Annotated in this window: 16 protein-coding genes; 8 read left to right on the top strand and 8 right to left on the bottom strand. The window is 41.6% G+C overall.

The window, feature by feature from the left end:
- Window positions 1-105: 105 nt before the first annotated feature.
- Window positions 106-627 (top strand): TetR/AcrR family transcriptional regulator, encoded by a 522-nt coding sequence (locus tag R7E42_RS05515; RefSeq protein WP_031777252.1) that lies wholly within the window; start codon window positions 106-108, stop codon window positions 625-627.
- Window positions 624-1,673 (top strand): alcohol dehydrogenase family protein, encoded by a 1,050-nt coding sequence (locus R7E42_RS05520; protein ID WP_054575007.1) that lies wholly within the window; start codon window positions 624-626, stop codon window positions 1,671-1,673. The genes R7E42_RS05515 and R7E42_RS05520 overlap by 4 nt, the downstream gene beginning before the upstream one ends.
- Window positions 1,674-1,876: 203 nt before the next feature.
- Here the strand turns inward: R7E42_RS05520 and R7E42_RS05525 are convergent, their stop codons facing one another.
- Window positions 1,877-2,788, bottom strand: coding sequence for a GlxA family transcriptional regulator (locus R7E42_RS05525; RefSeq protein WP_225455481.1), 912 nt, complete (start codon window positions 2,786-2,788; stop codon window positions 1,877-1,879).
- Between the two features lie 114 nt (window positions 2,789-2,902).
- Here R7E42_RS05525 and R7E42_RS05530 point away from each other — a divergent pair, with 114 nt between their 5' ends.
- A complete protein-coding gene (locus R7E42_RS05530) occupies window positions 2,903-3,421 on the top strand; it encodes a cysteine hydrolase family protein (RefSeq protein WP_005377333.1) in 519 nt (172 codons plus the stop codon).
- 120 nt (window positions 3,422-3,541) lie between these two features.
- Complete coding sequence (locus R7E42_RS05535) at window positions 3,542-4,303, top strand: transporter substrate-binding domain-containing protein (protein ID WP_017635959.1); 762 nt, start codon at window positions 3,542-3,544, stop codon at window positions 4,301-4,303.
- A 97-nt stretch (window positions 4,304-4,400) separates the two neighbouring features.
- Here R7E42_RS05535 and R7E42_RS05540 read toward each other — a convergent pair whose 3' ends face one another.
- Window positions 4,401-5,474 carry a permease gene (locus R7E42_RS05540; protein WP_411978974.1) on the bottom strand — a complete coding sequence of 358 codons (1,074 nt, stop codon included), beginning with the start codon at window positions 5,472-5,474 and terminating at the stop codon, window positions 4,401-4,403.
- Between the two features lie 346 nt (window positions 5,475-5,820).
- On the opposite strand from R7E42_RS05540, the gene R7E42_RS05545 reads away from it, so the two are divergent.
- Entirely contained in the window at window positions 5,821-6,813 is a 993-nt protein-coding gene (locus tag R7E42_RS05545) for a zinc-binding dehydrogenase (RefSeq protein ID WP_318072418.1), read from the top strand.
- A gap of 147 nt (window positions 6,814-6,960) precedes the next feature.
- Here the strand turns inward: R7E42_RS05545 and R7E42_RS05550 are convergent, their stop codons facing one another.
- The 4 genes from R7E42_RS05550 to R7E42_RS05565 all read right to left on the bottom strand — a co-directional run bounded on the left by R7E42_RS05550 (window position 6,961) and on the right by R7E42_RS05565 (window position 10,759).
- Window positions 6,961-7,863 (bottom strand): homocysteine S-methyltransferase family protein, encoded by a 903-nt coding sequence (locus R7E42_RS05550; RefSeq protein ID WP_213901681.1) that lies wholly within the window; start codon window positions 7,861-7,863, stop codon window positions 6,961-6,963.
- A gap of 275 nt (window positions 7,864-8,138) precedes the next feature.
- On the bottom strand, window positions 8,139-8,873 hold the full coding sequence (locus tag R7E42_RS05555; RefSeq protein ID WP_170893395.1) for an amino acid ABC transporter ATP-binding protein: 735 nt from the start codon (window positions 8,871-8,873) through the stop codon (window positions 8,139-8,141).
- Between the two features lie 14 nt (window positions 8,874-8,887).
- The gene (locus tag R7E42_RS05560; protein ID WP_005377325.1) at window positions 8,888-9,835 is read right to left on the bottom strand and encodes an amino acid ABC transporter permease; all 948 of its coding nucleotides are present in this window, start codon (window positions 9,833-9,835) and stop codon (window positions 8,888-8,890) included.
- Between the two features lie 135 nt (window positions 9,836-9,970).
- Entirely contained in the window at window positions 9,971-10,759 is a 789-nt protein-coding gene (locus R7E42_RS05565; protein WP_005377324.1) for a transporter substrate-binding domain-containing protein, read from the bottom strand.
- A gap of 461 nt (window positions 10,760-11,220) precedes the next feature.
- Here R7E42_RS05565 and R7E42_RS05570 point away from each other — a divergent pair, with 461 nt between their 5' ends.
- Window positions 11,221-11,565 (top strand): DUF3316 domain-containing protein, encoded by a 345-nt coding sequence (locus R7E42_RS05570; RefSeq protein ID WP_005377323.1) that lies wholly within the window; start codon window positions 11,221-11,223, stop codon window positions 11,563-11,565.
- Between the two features lie 603 nt (window positions 11,566-12,168).
- On the opposite strand, the gene R7E42_RS05575 is transcribed toward R7E42_RS05570, so the two are convergent.
- The gene (locus R7E42_RS05575) at window positions 12,169-13,143 is read right to left on the bottom strand and encodes a porin (protein ID WP_005377322.1); all 975 of its coding nucleotides are present in this window, start codon (window positions 13,141-13,143) and stop codon (window positions 12,169-12,171) included.
- A gap of 140 nt (window positions 13,144-13,283) precedes the next feature.
- Entirely contained in the window at window positions 13,284-14,207 is a 924-nt protein-coding gene (locus R7E42_RS05580; RefSeq protein ID WP_005377321.1) for a LysR family transcriptional regulator, read from the bottom strand.
- Window positions 14,208-14,585: 378 nt separating this feature from the next.
- On the opposite strand from R7E42_RS05580, the gene R7E42_RS05585 reads away from it, so the two are divergent.
- Window positions 14,586-15,755 carry an efflux RND transporter periplasmic adaptor subunit gene (locus R7E42_RS05585; protein WP_238844314.1) on the top strand — a complete coding sequence of 390 codons (1,170 nt, stop codon included), beginning with the start codon at window positions 14,586-14,588 and terminating at the stop codon, window positions 15,753-15,755.
- A gap of 12 nt (window positions 15,756-15,767) precedes the next feature.
- Window positions 15,768-18,908 carry an efflux RND transporter permease subunit gene (locus R7E42_RS05590; protein ID WP_258659799.1) on the top strand — a complete coding sequence of 1,047 codons (3,141 nt, stop codon included), beginning with the start codon at window positions 15,768-15,770 and terminating at the stop codon, window positions 18,906-18,908.
- Window positions 18,909-19,009 lie beyond the last annotated feature (101 nt).

Raw genomic sequence — 19,009 nt, forward strand, 5'->3', positions numbered from 1 at the left:
CCGGCATTACGTCGGGCTTTCATACAGAGTTTAAATACACCATTGACTGAGGTAGAAAGTTTATTCTACCCTTAGGTAAAACAAACGTTCTACCTGGTGTATCAAATAGTGAAAGAAAAAATCGCAGCAAGCCTAGAAAAAGCATTCAGTCAGTATGGCTTCGCCGAGCCTAGCGTACCCCAACTCAAAAACGCCTGCGAAGTCAGCCTGAGAACCCTGTACAAATACTACCCCTCCAAGGAAGCGATGATTGTTGCAGCTCTCGAGCATCGCCATCAAAGGTATTTGAGTTTTTTGCTCGAAGACGCCCCTGCCAATGGAACACCGGCTGTATTACACCTATTCACTCGCCTCGAGGATTGGATGAAGGAGTTTGCACCGAATGGCTGCATGTCCATCAATGCATTAGCAGCCTATCCAGAAAATCTATCTATTAATCAAGCAGTAAAACAACACAAATTGGCGGTTCGTCAGCTTATGGTCCAACTAAGTCAGCGAGAAGACCTCGCAACCACACTCTTCTTGTTACATGAAGGTCTATCCAACGCATGGCCGGTTCTCGGTCACGCTGCCTTTGCATCCGCTGAACACACTCTGCTAGAACTAATGAAGGAGAACAATCAATGACCACAATCCCGAAAGTCATGAAAGGCGTCCAACTTATCGGTCATGGTGGGCCAGATATGCTTCGTTACCGCGATGATATACCTGTGCCAGTCCCCTCGCCTGATGATGTATTGATCCAAGTTGCCGCCGCCGGAGTCAATAACACCGACATCAATACCCGAACAGCATGGTATTCTAAAAACGACGCCAATAGCATGGATGCAAGTTGGTCAGGAGACGCGCTATCTCTCCCTCGAATCCAAGGTGCCGATGTATGCGGTACCATCGTCGCTGTTGGTGAGAATATCTGCCCATCACGAATCGGTCAGCGTGTGCTCATCGAACCATGTATTACGCGCTTCAACAGTCAAGCACTTAGCTCGCCTTGGTACTTCGGTTCAGAATGTGATGGTGGCTTTGCTCAGTTCACTGTTGTTGACAGTAAACATGCATTTGCTGTGAATAGTAGTTTATCGGATATCGATTTGGCCTCCTTCCCTTGTTCTTATTCAACTGCCGAGAACATGCTTGTCCGCTCTAATGTCACAGCGAGCGATACCGTACTGATTTCAGGGGCATCCGGTGGTGTTGGCTCTGCCGCAATCCAACTGGCGAAGGCGCGTGGAGCATACGTCATTGCTATCGCCAGCCCAGAAAAGAAAGAACAGATCACGGCATTAGGAGCAAACCAAGTTATCCCTCGCGATGCAAATTTAACGGCGACTCTCGGAGAAAACAGCGTTGACGTAGTGATTGATTTGGTCGCAGGAGAGCAGTGGCCACAATTTCTTCAGGTACTAAAGCCAGGATCAAGATACGCTGTTTCCGGCGCCATAGGCGGCCCAATTGTCGAGCTGGATGTAAGAACTCTTTACCTTAAAGACCTAGCGTTATTTGGCTGTACCGTTTTGGCACCAGAAGTATTCGGTAACTTGGTTCGCTATATCGAACAGAACGCAATTCGTCCCTTAGTCGCGGAGTCATTTCCCTTAAACCAGATAGGTCAAGCGCAAGAAGTATTTTCACGCAAACAACATACTGGGAAACTGGTTTTGGAAATCACATAGCTTTTCGATTAACAGCGGCCTATATAAGTCGTTGTAATTTTAGAATACTTTAAGCGCTCTACAAAATGTTCAGTAATTAGGAGAACGCTACGGTTGGCTTAGCTTGTTATCCCTTTTCATCACGCTAAGCCAGCTTGTAAAAATATGTGTGTTTGCTTCTGAGTTATAAATGTTTAATACCAACATTATCTTACTTCTGGCGTTCATGAACAGAACCGAGATCTGAACGACTTCGGTGTTAAACCTACGATCCTATTAAATATTTTCCTGAACGCGCTCACATCTTGGTAACCCACTCTAAATGATATTGCGTCAAATGTTAGGGTTGTCGACTCAAGTAAATCACAAGCTTTTTGTACTCTTAAGCTTTGTATGTATTGGTTAACATTGAAACCTGTCGCCTTTTTAAAGCGTCGCTGCAATGTCCTTTCTGTTAAACAACTCAACTCTGCAAGCTCTTTATTGCTCAGTTTTCCTTGATAATGATCGTTTATATAGTGCTGTATTTGAACAATTACCTCATCACCATGTTGGAAGTTTGGAGTAAACTGTTGATAAAAGCGTTGCTCTCTCGGACCAGTATCAATAACCAACATTTTTCCTAACAGGCGCATTACTGCCGGTGACGCAAATAAGGAAACCAACTCCAAACCTAAATCCACCCATGACATCATACCCCCAGCCGTAATGATCGTTCCTTCGTTAATAAGGATGGCTTCTTGTCTTACGTGGATATCGGGAAACTGACTCGCTAATGAAGGAGCCAAGCCCCAGTGTGTCGTACAAGACTTATTGGTCAACAACTGGGTTTGAGCAAGAATAAAAGTACCAGCGCAGGCGGAGGCTAAAATCGCACCTTTACTATATTGGACTTTTAACCAGTCGAGTAGCTCTGGCTCTGGTTCTAAGTAATATTGACCAGTGCCGCTAGGCGGAATCATTACCGCTGTTTTCACATCGAAGTGCGTGTTTGACCAGTGATCCAATATCTCTACTTCAAAGTGTACATCAACGCCCAATTTAGCCGCCGCACGGTTTGCCATCTCGAAGAGTTCGCTTAAACCATATACGGAGGCTTGCGAGCTATCTGGGTAATTAACGAGTGCTATTTTCATTTATCTTCAAGTGTCGCTTTTTGACTCTTTTGTGTCATTTTAGACTCTAAAGAAGGTAGCTAAAAGTCTTTATATTATTCGTACCGTAATGATCCTCAATAAAAGGAAAAGAAAATGACTCAAAAAGCCCTACTTGTAATTGATTTGCAAAACGACTATTTCCCAGAAGGAAAGTTTCCTTTATGGAATACAGAATCGACTTTAGACAATGTTAAGAGAGCAATAACTAAAGCCAATGAGCAAAACATTCCTGTGATTCATATTCAGCATATTGCCGACCCTGCCATGGGTATTGCCCCATTCTTCAATGAAGGCAGCGACGGTGCCAATATTCACCCAGAAGTTCTTGCTTTAGCGCCGAATTCCGAAATCGTGGTAAAGCACTTCGCAGATAGCTTTGAAGGAACACGTTTAGAAGAAGTATTGGCAAGCAAAAATGTAACGGAGTTACTTGTATGCGGAATGATGACACAAAACTGCGTGACACATACTGCTATCTCAAAATCTGCGGACAAGTATGATGTTTCGATCTTAATGGATAGCTGTACCACGGTCGATGAAATGATTCACAACATTGCACTTCACGCTGTCTCAACGAGAGTTCCCCTCGTAACTATTGAAGATAAGCTGTAATACACGTAAAACCTTTCGCTCACACAATGCGGGCGAAAAGTCACACATATATGCACTTTCATTGATATTTACTTACTTTGTGTTAAACATTGGTTTCCAAACAGTTACAAGGAAACGTTTATGAAATGGATAGTCGTATTGTTTATTAGCTTATTTTCAGTTTTCAGCCATGCGAAAGAGTGGAAACAAATTCGCTTCACTGTTGAAGGGGCTTACCCTCCATTTAGCTGGACGACAAAAGAGGGAAAGCTAGAAGGGTTTGAAGTCGACCTCGCTAACGCGTTATGCAAAGAGTTAGAAGTAAAGTGCGTTATCTCAAAAATGGATTGGGATGGCATCATCCCTTCTCTTCTTAGTCGCAAGAACGATGCGATTATTGCTGCAATGACAATCACAGAAGAACGAGAAAAGAAAGTCGATTTCACCGTCCCTTATGCAAAAGTACCGACTCGTTTTGTAATGAAAAATGATAGAGAAATCAACATGGAGGACGGCAGCCTAAATCGTTTATCTATTGGAGTTCAAAGAGCCACAATTGGTGATAAGTACCTTTCTGCCTTGTATCCAGATATTGATATTCGTCGTTATGGTACGTTCGATGAGGCATTTACCGATCTACTCAATGGACGGTTAGATGCTGTATTTGGCGGCTCAATCGGTTTAAGTGCTGGTTTTCTTGAAACTGCACAAGGTGAAGGCTATCACTTTACTGGACCAGCGTTTACAGAGGAAAAGTGGTTCGGCCGTGGCATTGGCGTAGCAGTGAGAAAACAAGACAAAGAATTAAAAGCATTACTCGATAGCGGAATACAAAAATTGATCCAGAGCGGTAAGCATAAAACCATCGCCAGCAAATATTTCTCCTATAGTATTTACGAGTAACCTCGCTATTTTTTATAGCCTGCGCGGTATAGGAAACTTCCCTTTCCCTATATGGCGACAAAAACAGAGCCCTCGAGCAGTCGCCCGAGGGTTATTTTTATAGAAAAGCCCAGGTATATAAGTAACCCGCTCCCATGGCCATCGTTAAGATAACGATTAGGAAGGCAGCGATCATTTGGTTCTTAAAAATTGATTTCAACAAAATCACTTCTGTAAGACTTGCGCCAGCACTACCAATAATAAGCGCCATAACAGATCCAAGAGCCATACCTTTTTGTACTAGTGCCGCGCTAAGTGGAATGACCGCCTCTGCACGGATGTACAATGGAATACCAATGATTGCTGCGACCGGAATCGCGTACCACTTCGCTTCACCAGCGAACTCCACAATGAACTCCGTCGGGATGAAGCCATAGATAAATGAACCAATCGCAATGCCCATCATGAGATAAGGGAACACTTGCTTAAAGTCTTTCCAAGTTGATTGCCAAATACGTACCCAGCGGCTAGGCTCTTTCTCTTCCACGACTGTCGCTGTTGCACTACCGCCAGATGAACAGCAAGACACTTCCACTTTAGGTTCAGGTTTTGGTGCATCACCACAACAAGATGTTTTCGCCGCAACTGGCGTAGGTTCATTGCAGGCGCTGGTATCACAGCTTGATGCTGGTCTCGCTTCTTCTTTTTTCTTGCTTGAATCGCCACAAGAAGTACCGCACGAAGAAGAACCTACCGCTTGATATGCTTCTGGTTTGACGTAACGTTCAAACCCTAGTTTTTCAAGTACATAGCCTGCTACCACTGATACTGACATCGCGATAGCAAAGTAAAATACCGCAACTTTCCAACCAAAAGTCACCACAAACAAACCAATAATCACTGGGTTAAGCAACGGGCTTGCAAATAGGAACACCATCATAGGTCCAAAACCAGCTCTTGCACGCAACAAGCCTTTTAAGAAAGGAATGGTCGAACACGAACAGAAAGGCGTAATCGAACCTAGCAACGCAGCAATGAAGTAACCTTTACCCTTTTTCGAGCTGAGAATAGATTGAATTTTTTCTGGCGTTAGAAAATCTTGCAACACACCGACAATGTAGCTAATTGCCAGAAATAAGATGATAAGTTCGGTTGCTAGAAACGCAAACATATCCAGCGCTTCTTTAGCCATAGTTATAATTTCTGTATTCACATTTACTCTCCTCGTCATTTTTCGCTAACAAGCTTACCTGATAGATAAGCCTTTATTTCGATACTTCTGGAAGTATAGAATCACAAAACAAAAAATCAACAGAATATTTCCATAAAAATGGAATAATAAAACTAGTCATTACTTATCATAAAGTTACATGTCGTTAGCTATGCAGACTGGTTGTCTATGATAATTTCAGAGCATCTCGAATCCTTTTTATCAAACATAACCTAAAATTATCAAAATAAGAAAAAACCATAATTATTGCAGCAGCACCCTCTGAGTTAGTATGACTTTCGACCATTCTTAATAATAAGGAAAACCTATGAGAGCGATAACTTACCAACGAGATAACGATACTTTCTCTTTATCCGAATTACCTACACCAAAACTAGAAACCCAATTTGATGTATTGGTTAAAGTTAACGCTGTTGGTTTGAATCCTGTCGATGCAAAAATTCATTATTGGTCAGACATGGTCACTAACATGGATAACAATTTTGTTGGCGGGTTAGACGTATCAGGAGAAATAGTCTCTGTAGGCGATGCGGTCGTTGATTGGAAGGTTGGCGATAAAGTGTTGTATCACGGAAACATGAGACGCCATCACGGAGGATTCGCTGAATTTGCTATCCATGATTCAAGAACGCTTATAAAGCACCCTCAGGTTCCGGTTGAAGTAGCAGCATCTACACCTTGCGCAGCCTGGACCGCATATCGCGCTTTGGTAGACAAGCTCGATATTTCAAATCGAAGCAGCATTTTTATCGCCGGAGGTGCTGGCGGCGTTGGAAGCTTTGCTATTCAGTTAGCAAAGACATTTGGTGTTGAACAGATCATTGCTACTAGTTCAGAAGCTAATCACGCATATTTGTCCTCGTTAGGAGCAACCCATACGATTGATTATCATCATGAAGATGTATTTCAACGAGTAATGGACATTACCGGAAATCATGGCGTTGAGGTTGCACTCGATTGTGTAGGCGGTGATAACGACCGAATTGCAGCCTCGGTGTTAACCTTTGAGGGAGAAATGGTGGAGCTCGTCAAGACTGTCGACCCTTCTCAATATCCAGATGCCTTCTTAAAAGGCTTGGGCTTCCACCAAATAAGTTTGGGCTCTGGTCATGTCTTTGGCGAGAGAGGGTTTGCAAGTATCGTTAATGCCGGAAAGGAAGTGTCTGAGCTATTAGAAAATGGAGAATTGGAAGTACCGAAACTGAAGATCATCGGCTTAGAGGATGTAGGTAACGCACTCTTGGACATGCGAAATCAGAGAACAGTTGGAAAGATTGTCGTTAATCTGAACCAAAAATAATTAATAAAAATCTCGAGGCACACTGGCAAAGTAATGAGCAAGTTAAAGCATCTTGTTACTTTGCCAGATACGAAAGACTTTTATTTTATCTATAACGATGAATGAAAAACAAAATCTCTTGTCATGCTTCCCTGCACTTCACCAAAATTAGGCGTTTTCGAGAGTGTCTCTCCAAGTCGCTAGCAATTTAATATGACGTGGTTCAATCCCACAGCAACCACCGATAATGCTCGCTCCCTGCACATGCCACTTTTTAGCATACTCAAGATATTCAGTCGGAGAGAAATGACGAACTTCCTGAATGGTCTCGTTGGCTTGGTGCGCTTGCTTTATCGGAGCAAAGCTATTTGCGAAAACACCTATCGTCAATTCTCTACCTGACTCACTCAATACTGCTTGTGTATCTATGATCGCTTGCTCGACAACTTCAGGAATAGAGCAATTGAAAAAGATACCTGAAACATTTGTTTTCAACAGCGTATTAACCGCGACTTTAAGAGATTCCCCTGAGCGAAGGCGAGGCAAAGAGTTAGGCTCATCCATTAAGGTGAAAGCAAGATAATTGGGCTTATCTGTTTTGGCTAAAATTATTGATAGAACTTCAACTTCAGCGAGGCTAGACACGGTCTCAGCTAACCAAATATCAACATATTGATCTTGAGCTTCAAATAACTCAGAAGCCACTTCCAGTGCCCTTTTCGGCTCGAATAATTCAGGCCTGTAAGACCCCATTACAGGAGGAAGAGAACCCGCAACGAGCACTCTATCGTTAGAGCTGGTGACTACATCTCTGGCAATTTTGGCTGCAGATTTTGCTAACTCAGTCCCCCGTTTTGCATAGAGTTCCTCGCCTAAGTGAAATGGAACACATGCATAACTGTTGACAGTGATAATCTCTGCGCCAGCGTCTATGAAATTCTCATGTGCCATTTTTACATATTGTGGTGATTCAATTAGCGCTTGTGCACTCCAAAGCGGCTGAGAAAAAGGGGCGCCAATACGTTTCAACTCTCGCCCCATGCCACCATCTAAAATTGTTACTTTCTTCATTTAGACATCCATACCGCCAAACATCCATAAGCTCTATTCAAACACAATTTTTATCAATTCAAAATGAAATTGTTATGTTTAAAGTGAACAAAGACTTAATGGCTGATTAAACACTCTAGTATTTACCAGACCTTTCATTCGGACCAAGCTAATGTTATCGCCATTAACTTCGAGTAAAAGCCCATTATCTATGTCTCTCGGCGAGGCAAGCGTTACGAGCCACAATAGTGCATGAAGTGATTGAGGGACTCGCCCTCAATCAAATTTTCTTTTTATTATAAGACTTTAGATAAAAACTTCTGCAATCTAGGGTTGGTGGGGTTATCAAAAAATCGCTCAGGAGAGTCAGAAACCAAAAGCTCACCATCTTCCATAAACAACACCCTATCAGCGACCTCTTTTGCGAAACCCATTTCATGAGTAACCACGACCATCGTCATTCCGTCCTTGGCCAAATCTTTCATCACATCAAGAACTTCTCCAACCATTTCAGGATCTAGTGCTGATGTGGGTTCATCAAACAACATAATGTTGGGCTTCATTGCTAACGCACGAGCGATTGCGACGCGCTGCTGCTGCCCACCTGATAAATGATTAGGATAATTATCCATTCTCTCCGACAGACCGACTTTATAAAGCAAATCTTTTGCTTCTTTCTTCACCGATTCAGGGTCACGTTTAGAAACCTTTAAAGGTGCCAACATGACATTCTCTATCGCCGTTTTATGTGGAAAAAGGTTGAAGCCTTGAAATACCATGCCCACATCAGCGCGTAGTTTATTGATATCCGTAGATTTGTGGTACATATCGATACCATCTACGATTATAGACCCACTATTTATTGTCTCTAATTGATTAATCGTCCGTAAGAATGTTGACTTACCAGAACCTGACGGTCCTACGATGACAATCACTTCCCCTTTTTCTACATTTACCGATACGTCCTTGAGCGCATGGCAGCCATTAGGGTAAATTTTATTAATTGTTTTTGCTGAAATAATGTATTCCATTAATGACTCCACCATTAATCACTTGCTGCCAATTTCTTTTCTAACGTTTGTATTGCCCAAGATAAGGTACTAGTTAGAAGCAAATAAAGGGCCGCAACGGTAAACCAAACTTCAAATGGGGCAAAACTACCACTTACGACTTCCCTGCCCGCTTTTGTCAGATCAGTAATCGAGATCACGGAGACGAGTGAGGAATCTTTTATCAGGTTGATAAACTGCCCGGCTAAGGGAGGTAATGTCTGCTTAAACGCTTGAGGTAAAATGACATAAATCATCGCTTTGGGATAATTCATTCCTAGTGAACGCGCCGCTTCCATTTGTCCTCTTGGGATTGACTGGATTCCTGACCGCACAATTTCTGCGACGTAAGCGGCGGTAAACACGGAGAGCGCTATCACTCCCGCAGTAAAACGCTCAAGGTCAAGCACAGTACCAATAAAGAAGTAAACGATAAAAATCTGTACTAAAAGAGGCGTTCCACGAATGACCTCGACATACACAAGCGCCAGCTTTTTTAATGCCGGATTGCTGGATATGCGCATTAGTCCAACAACTAAGCCCAACGCTAGAGCAATGATAAGTGACCAGAGTGAGATTTTAATGGTCGTCACAACACCATCTAAAATTGGGCCAGAGCGCCACTCTTTTATAGTTGCTAAGGTATCTCCTTCAAAAATAAGATCACCTTCATAGACGTCCACAGACTTATATTGGCTTAGTTCAAGAACAATATCACCATGAATACTCTCCAGAGCCAGTTGGTTATTCTCGTCGAGAATGATGTTCCCATCGACAGGCGCGGTAATGGATGAAGCAGCGTTAGTGGCAATATAAGGAAGGACACGCTCCCAATTCCAGCTGTAATCGATTCGCTTACCTGACAGATAGACAAGACCGCAAATTGATAGCAAAACAAGAACAAAAACAGCGTTCCACAATAGGGATTTAAAGTTATTTTGCATGTGATTCCGAGAATGACTTTGATTAAAGTTGGTTGGGTATTTGAATAAAGAAAAGCGTTAGCTTCACAGCGCGAACCGTTTGGTTGGCGATGAGCCGAGCCAGAAGCTAGCCGCTCCTCTACAATAACAAAATGATTACTTAACTTGCTTTAACCATTTATCGTCGTTAAACCACTTATCGTAAATGCGATCGTAAGTTCCATCGCCCTTAATTTGACGTAAATAGTTGTTTAAGAAGTTAAGCGTATCTGGATTTCCTTGCGGCACAGCCCAACCCAAAGGCTCGTAAGTAAACGGTTTAGCCAAGTGCATTAACTGCCCTTTGTTTTCCGCCACATAAATAGAGTTGTAAGGAAAGTCATAAACAAACGCATCTACCTTTCCGTTGGCAACCTCAAGTACCGCTTCAGACTGAGTTTCGTATAGATTTATCTTAGCTTTCGGAAGGTATCGTTTTACCGCTTGCTCACCCGTTGTCCCAAGCTTAGTTGCAACAACATATTCTGGACTATTGAGATCACGGTAACTAGACACTTTACCTTCATGTTTGAGATCTACGAGAATGGATTGACCAATAACCACATAGGGATCAGCGAAATTCACCTGAGTATTTCGCATAGGTGTGATAGTCATCCCGCCCATAATCATGTGACACTTACCAGTCAACAATGTTGGGATAATGCCATCCCATGAAGTGTTTACCGGCACAAACTTAACATCCATGGCACGCGCCATTTGCTTACCCAAATCGATATCAAACCCGATGTACTGCCCATTTTTTGCTGTCATTTCAAAAGGCATATACCCAGAATCAAAACAGACTTTTAGCTCCCCTGTACTTTTGATGTCGTCTAAAATTGGGTCTGCATTAACCGTCGTCGAAACAGCTAACCCCAGTGCAGCAAAACACAATAACTTTTTCATGGATATTCCTTTATCATTTGTTGTAAAGTTTTTTTATACACGACAATAGAATAAAAAACCACAAATAATGACTTTTTAATCACTAGAGTTTGTAGAATCGTCACTAAGACGGAAGATCTGAATGAAAATCTATACCAAGGCATTGCAATTGAATTGCATGCATTAAGTGATTGAGCTGTAGGCAGGTCACTATAACGACAAGAAACATACGCTTTGACTGAATAGTCAGCGTTTCCGAGAGTGGTTTAATTATTAACGAAACCATACAGATATTCGCTTTTTCACATTGACCGTAATGTCAAAAGTGCTTGAGTTTTATTGTTGACAATTCTTCCATAGTCAATGGTCACAAATGTGATGTACAGCACATTTCTATAGTGGCACTATCACCTTTGTCGAGAGATATTAACAAGGATTCGTTGGACATCTTGACTTTGTAATACAAATAAAAAGGTGACTATATGAAAAAACTAATGACGCTCTCATCACTATTATTATTCAGTTTATCTGCTACTGCTGGTATTCATGTCGAACACTCTACAAACAAAGTTGTTCTCAATGACTTTACGACAAAAGATGCCGCTTATAGCTCTGCGTTTGATCTTGTCGATGAATACCAAACGCTATCAAAACATGAACTTAGAAATCGTCTAAACATCATTGGAAGCGGTTTCCCTCGTGATATTGCAATCGATGATAGTAAGGTGAGAGTTGAAGAATACGCACTTAACCGTGATGAAGTTAAATATCGTGCAATCATAAACTTCGATTATCACTTCAGAACAAGTGACGGCGGTAAAAACTAAAAATCATCTGCACCTTTACTTTCTTAGAGCCCTTCCTATTTTAAGAAAGTAAAGGTGTCTAATCATATTGAAACGACTGCTTTTCATAAATCGCTCTCTCCTTACATAAACAGTATCAATCCCTACCTCTATCGTTTACATAAAAATAATTTTTCCAATCTTCATTGAGATACATTTCGTCGTTTGGCGCTTTATCATTCACTTGGTTCGCCATATGGATTCCACATCACTTAAATGAAAAAGACCCTTGAAATTGAGTTCACTTTTTTATGAAGATTAACTCAACCTAAGATTGACAATTTTCGTTATATTTTTCTCGTTTATAGCAATATATAAAAAAACTCTTTTTGTTTTAATTAACCATAAGACGTAAAAAAAAGGCAACAAGATACTTCTTGTTGCCAAAGAAAAAAATCATCATTCAAAAAATATGAAAATGAAAACTAGCAGTGGACTAGCTAACAAAACAATTATATCCAAAACACTTTAACAAGTAACGATCAATATAATCCATTATATATGGATGAAAATCAGCACTTATAAAATTACACCGATAAATAAAAAGCCTGAAATAGTTTCAGGCTTTTTATATTTATTAATTTTTTAGAATGAATATCTCGCAGCTATTGCAAGAATATCGTCTTCATTGTCTACATCTGTAATTCTGTATTCTGCTAGTGCTTTAAAATTAGAAGTCAAATCGTACTCTGCACCTAGTGAGTAGTAATCGACGACATCTTCATCATCACGCTCTAGATTGTTATAGCCAACTAGTGCCCAAAGCTTATCTGTTACTTCATAAGTGGCAACTGCTTCAATACCGGTGTAATCAATATTACTTTCAGAACCATCTTTAGCCCAGTTTTCACCATCACTGTATAAAACAGAGGCATAAAACTTGTCGTATTCAAATGCAATAGCACCCGTTAGCAGCTCTGCATCTTCTGCACCCGATTGCCCTTCACCTTCGTTGTAACCAAGCGCAACTTTGAAGCCATATGGCAACTTGTAGTCCGCCGCCGCACCATAAGAGGCTGCATCTGTTGACACTTCATCGTTTTCAGCCTGATAGCTAACATGAATATTCAAACCTTCATAGCTTGTCGTTAGCTTAAATACTGAATCGGAGCGACCGGTACCATATAGATCCGCACTTACGCCAGCAGCTTCATTACCAAACTCCGGGAAAATATCCGTGTAATCAGATACTAAAGTGACCGCACCGTATTGACGTCCATAACTTACTGTTCCGTAATCTGCACCAACTCCTACATAGCCTTTTCGGATATCAAATTCATCATCTTCAATCCCATCAGCATCTCTGCGATTAGACTTAAATTCCAACTCATATAAGCCGAAGGCATAAAGATCTTCATTTATTTTAGACTCACCTGAAAGTCCTACACGAATGTAGCTATTATCTCCGTCAGCATTTTTATCATCAGAGAAATAATACATCCCTTGCGCTCGGCCATGAATATTTAACACTGATTCTTGATCTTCATAAACTACGGCTGAATTTGCAGCACTTGCAGAGAAAAGTGCTGCGATTGCGATCGACGTTCTTGTCATTTTCATTTAATTACCACTACTTGTGTTGTTTGAATCGAGTGAAATTATGAACAGTGGCAATTATTTTTAAAGTGCAAATTCAACCATATTCTATGGATAAATATAAACAAGCCCTCAATCTAAAACATTATGTCCTAGTACTCATATTAGTTGAGATAATCCATCCAAACAGGAGGCGTCCCTATTATTTTTTGAACAGTATCAATGAATAGTTTGGCTAATGGTTGTTGATTTCGGTGAGTATACATTGCATATATTTCCCCTATTGCGGGAAGATTATAATCAGGAAGCAACTGGACAAGATCTTGTTTACTCAAACTCTCCTGAAGAAAGAACTGCCCTATTAAAGCATACCCTAGATCAGATTTTACGGCATCGAGCATTAACTCAGTTTCATTCACGAAGTACTGCCCGTTGATATTATACGTTCTAACGTCGCTTGATGACTGGCTTGGCGCTATACGTAGCTTATCCGCCTTAAAGTTAGCATTAGAGTATATTACTGCTGGCATTTTTATAAGCTCTTCTGGAGAGCTCGGGGTTCCATACTTGTCAATAAAACTCTTCGATGCAACCAGTGCCATATTATTGCTTGCCAACTTACGTACTATCATGTTGGACTCTCGGATTGGTCCGATACGAAACACAACATCAAAACCTTCGTGGATAACATCGACTCGATTATCATCGAGCAGCAGCTCTACAGTAATGTTTGGGTACTGTTTTATAAACTCTTTAACTGCCTGATTTAAGTATGCTCTGCCAAAGAAAGTGGAGCTTGATATTTTCAGATTACCTTTCGGTTCATCCTGAAATGTAGCAGCAATACTACGAGTTTCAGTTAGAACCTCTCTTACTTTCTTAGCTTGCGCCACCATCTCAACACCAGCATTGGTCAGGGATAGCGAACGCGTGGAACGGTTTAACAGCCGTAAGCCCAATTCATCCTCTAGCTTTTTGATCTGTTTTGACAAAGCTGAACGATCTATATGATTTCTGTCAGCAGCCTTAGCAAAAGTTCCGTATTCAGAGACATCCAGTAGTAATTCAAGTTGGCTTGCGAGATCCACTGCACAATTCCTTATTTAGTTTTTATTCTTTATGTGATGGGAAATGGATTTTACAAAATTAATTTCAATTTTTTATGGTTCAAATTGCATCAGTGAATTGCAAATAATGCACGAATTAAAAAAGCTTTAATTTTCGTCGCTATCTTTAGCTTCTGTTTAGTTATTCCTATCTATTATGGCTTATTACATTTAACAATACTCCACGTCTTTAAAACCCTAAACTGACCTTTTTCAAACCAAAAAGTGAGCATTTTGACCAATATTTAATCGTGCATTTTTATCACTACTCTATGTTCGCTGAGGGCCTATTTACCCATAGGTACAATGAATACAATGCCGTTCCTTTTAGTATGAACAGAATCATTTAGGGCGCGACAAATGTTAAAGAAAGTTTTCGGCATTGGCCTTTTATCCGTTTTAGCTGCTTGTGCAGACGAAGAGATAACCAAACAACCTAATACTCCCTTACCTACGATAGACGTCTCCAAAGTCATCTATGAGCCCGTTCAATCGTGGTTCACCTTTACAACAAGGCTTCAAGCACCAGAGAAAGTTTCTTTAATGCCACGCGTTTCCGGAGTTATTGAAACGGTAGAGTTCAAAGACGGACAGAGTGTCAACAAAGGCGACTTACTCGTCACTCTTGATGATCGAACCTTCAAAGCTCAGGTCTCACGACTTGAAGCGCAAGTTAAGAGTGCTCGAGCTGCGCTAGAGCAAGCAGCAAACGAACAAAAGAGAGCCGCTCAACTGGTTAAGCGAAAAGCCATCTCAGCGGAACAAGCAGAGGCCCGAGATACCGCAGTAAAGCAACGCTCTGCAGAACTAATGGCCTTGCGTGCTCAGTTAGAATCCGCAAAGTTAGATCTTGAGTTTACGAAGATATATGCCCCTATTAGCGGCACTATTTCAAGAGCATTCATTACTAAAGGAAACAATGTAAACGCAAATCAAAGCGTTATATCAAACATTGTCTCTAACGATCAGGTATATGCATACTTTGATGTCGATGAGCGAACTTGGAACCGTTACTTCTCGACAATCAATGCCGACTCTAACTTACCTACTCGTCTTGAACTATCTGGACAAAATGGGCAGGTGTTTTTTGGACGCGTTGACTTTGTCGACAACTCCATCAACGACAACACCGGTACTTTGCAGGTTCGAGCGGTATTCGATGCAACAAAATCAAACTTAAAAGTGGGATCGTTTGGCCGAGTTCAGATATCAACAACCAAACCAGTTGAACGAGTTCTCGTTCCAGAGCGTTCTATTGGCACAGATCTAGAAAACCGCTTTGTATTAACACTCAATGAAGAGAATACGTTGCAATACAGCATCGTAACCTTAGGCGAACGTTACGGAACATTTCGTGCTATCGAGAATGGCTTGAACGCCGACTCAATTATTGCGGTAAATGGCCCAGCAAAAGTTGGCCCAAATAGCAAAGTCAAACCAAAAAATGTCACGCTAGATATTAGCAATACTTCATTGATTATGGCTTCAAACTCAACATCGTTGCCAAACAAACGTTTAGCTCAAGACTAAGAAGACAACCGAATGAAATTTGCACACTTTTTTATTCAAAGACCCATATTTGCCTCTATGTTATCGCTATTGATATTAATAGTAGGCGCAATTTCACTTTTGCAGTTGCCTGTGAGTGAATATCCAGAGGTTGTCCCTCCTACAGTAGTAGTTACAGCAAACTATCCTGGTGCGAACCCAAAAGTAATCGCAGAAACAGTTGCTACGCCTCTGGAGCAAGAAATTAATGGTACAGAAAACATGTTATATATGTTTTCGCAGGCAACCAGTGACGGTAGAATGACATTGACCGTAACCTTTGCTTTGGGTACGGACTTGGACAAAGCTCAGGTTCAAATTCAAAACCGCGTCACTACAGCTTTGCCCCGATTACCAGAAGCCGTCCAACGGTTAGGAGTTGTTGCCGAAAAAGCCTCTCCTGATCTCACTATGGTTGTGCATATATATTCTCCAGATTCTAGCCGTGAAGTCAGTTATCTAGCTAACTACGCTAATTTAAACTTGAAAGATGAGATAGCTCGGCTCGGAGGCGTTGGTGATGTGCGCCTTTTCGGTGGTGACGAGTACTCAATGCGCTTGTGGTTAAATCCAGATGAGCTCGCTTCTAGAAATCTAACCGTAATGGACGTTGTCTCAGCCGTCCGATCTCAAAACCAACAGGTGGCAGCAGGCTCATTAGGTGCGCAACCAGCCGCTAATGAAAACCAATTCCAAATTTTGTTGAACGTAAAGGGCCGCTTGGAGAATATTGATGAATTCAACGACATTGTAGTAAAAGTTGACGAAACAGGGGCTTTGACACGTCTTAAAGACGTTGCACGCGTAGAGCTAGGTCAAAACTCTTATGCACTGCGCGCCTTGTTAAATGGTAAACCAGCGGTGGCGATGCCCGTATTCCAACGTCCTGGTGCTAATGCTATTGAGTTATCTAATCAGGTTCGCTCAACCATGGACCGTTTACAAGCAGCCTTTCCAGCTGGAGTTTCATATGAAATAGCCTACGACCCGACCGTCTTTGTTCGTGGTTCGATAGACGCGGTGGTTCATACTCTGCTAGAGGCAATTGTACTTGTTGTTATCGTAGTTATTCTGTTTTTGCAAACATGGCGCGCGTCTATCATCCCTATCATTGCGGTGCCTGTTTCATTAATCGGTACGTTCGCTGTAATGCAAATGCTCGGAGTATCGATTAACACACTTTCGTTGTTTGGACTTGTTCTCGCCATAGGCATCGTCGTCGATGACGCCATTGTCGTCGTCGAAAACGTGGAACGGAACATCCATAATGGTCTTGCACCACTAGAAGCAACGAAACAAGCAATGACCGAAGTTACCGGGCCAATTATTGCAATTGCATTAGTGTTATGTGCGGTGTTTATCCCGACAACCTTTATTACAGGGTTATCCGGTCAGTTTTATAAGCAGTTCGCACTAACAATTACGATCTCGACGATTATTTCAGCAATTAACTCGTTGACGTTATCGCCTGCTTTATCAGCACTGCTATTACAAGATAAGAACGCAAAACCCGATCGGCTAACCAAACTCTTGGATGCGGTTTTTGGTAAGTATGTTTTTGCGCCATTCAATAGAATTTTTGAGTATAGCTCGAACCAATATCAAGCTCTGGTCAAAAAGCTGATTCGTTTTAGCCTTGTTGTTGTGGTGGTATACATTGCGTTACTCGGGGGAACGGTTTCTCTATTCAAAGCGGTTCCTGGTGGATTCATTCCTCAACAAGATAAGCAGTATTTAGTTGCGATCGCCCAACTTCCAGATGCAGCAAGTTTAGATAGAACAGAGTCCGTTATTAAAGAAATGGAAAACCTCGCGCTGGCAACACCTGGCGTAGCACAAACGATTTCTTTCCCAGGCTTATCGGTCAATGGTTTTACTAACAGTCCGAATAGTGGCATCGTTTTTGTTACGCTTGAGGACTTCGATAAACGAAATGATCCAACTCTCGGCGCAAATGCGATTGTTGCATCTTTAAATAAGAGCTTTTCAATTATTGATGAAGCCTTCGTTGCGATTTTTCCACCACCACCAATCCAAGGACTTGGATCTACTGGCGGCTTTAAGCTTCAAATCGAAGACCGTGCGAACAAGGGGTTTGATGAGCTCTTCAAGCAATTGAACTTGGTAATAAGTGAGGCATCAACAAGACCCGAGCTGATGGGATTATATTCCACATTTCGTATACAAGTGCCGCAGATGGACATCCAAATAGATCGTGAACAAGCGATGCTGCAAGGTGTTCCTCTAGAGCAGGTTTTTGATGCGCTTCAAGTTTATTTAGGATCGTTGTACGTCAATGACTTCAATATGTTTGGTAGAACATACAAAGTGAATGCCCAGGCAGACATGAACTATCGTCTCGAACCTGACCAAATACTTAACTACAAAGTAAGAAATGCTGCCGGACAAATGGTTCCTCTCGGCGCTGTACTGGAGATCATACCTACGATTGGGCCTGACCGCGTGATGCACTATAACGGCTACCCTAGTGCAGAACTAAACGGCAGTCCTGCTTTTGGTTACAGTTCTGACCAAGCCCAAACGGCTATTGAGGAAGTACTGGATCAAAACCTAGCAGAGGGAATGGTTTATGAATGGACTGATGTAACCTACCAGCAGATTTTGGCTGGTAACACGATGGTGTATATATTCCCACTTGTTGTTTTGTTAGTTTTCATGGTGCTAGCTTCGCAGTACGAGAGTTTAAAACTGCCATTCGCTATCATTTTGATCGTTCCTATGACCATTTTTTCTGCACTAGCAGGTGTTTGGTTCATTGGTGGTGACAACAATATATTCACACAAATTGCTTTGATTGTCCTTGTGGCTCTAGCGTGTAAAAATGCCATCTTGATGGTGGAGTTCGCTAAAGAACTTAAAGACAATGGCCAAGATACCTTATCAGCGATTTTGGAAGCATGTCGTTTACGTCTTCGACCGATTCTAATGACATCAATTGCATTTACCGCTGGTGTTATTCCATTAATGATTGGTACAGGGGCCGGAGCGGAAATGCGACAAGCAATGGGTATTGCCGTATTCTCGGGTATGGTAGGCGTAACGGTATTTGGATTACTACTCACACCTGTTTTTTACATGTTAGTGAGTCGAAACAAAAAACGTCAAACACTATAACCATAATATAAATACTCATTTATATTCATACTAAAGGGAGCTATTGCTCCCTTTTCTTTTGGTTATTAAGTATATTAATAATTTCTAGACAGAGCAGTAGT

The sequence above is a fragment of the Vibrio sp. Vb1337 genome (genome assembly GCF_033338715.1).
Classification (GTDB): Bacteria; Pseudomonadota; Gammaproteobacteria; order Enterobacterales; family Vibrionaceae; genus Vibrio; species Vibrio alginolyticus.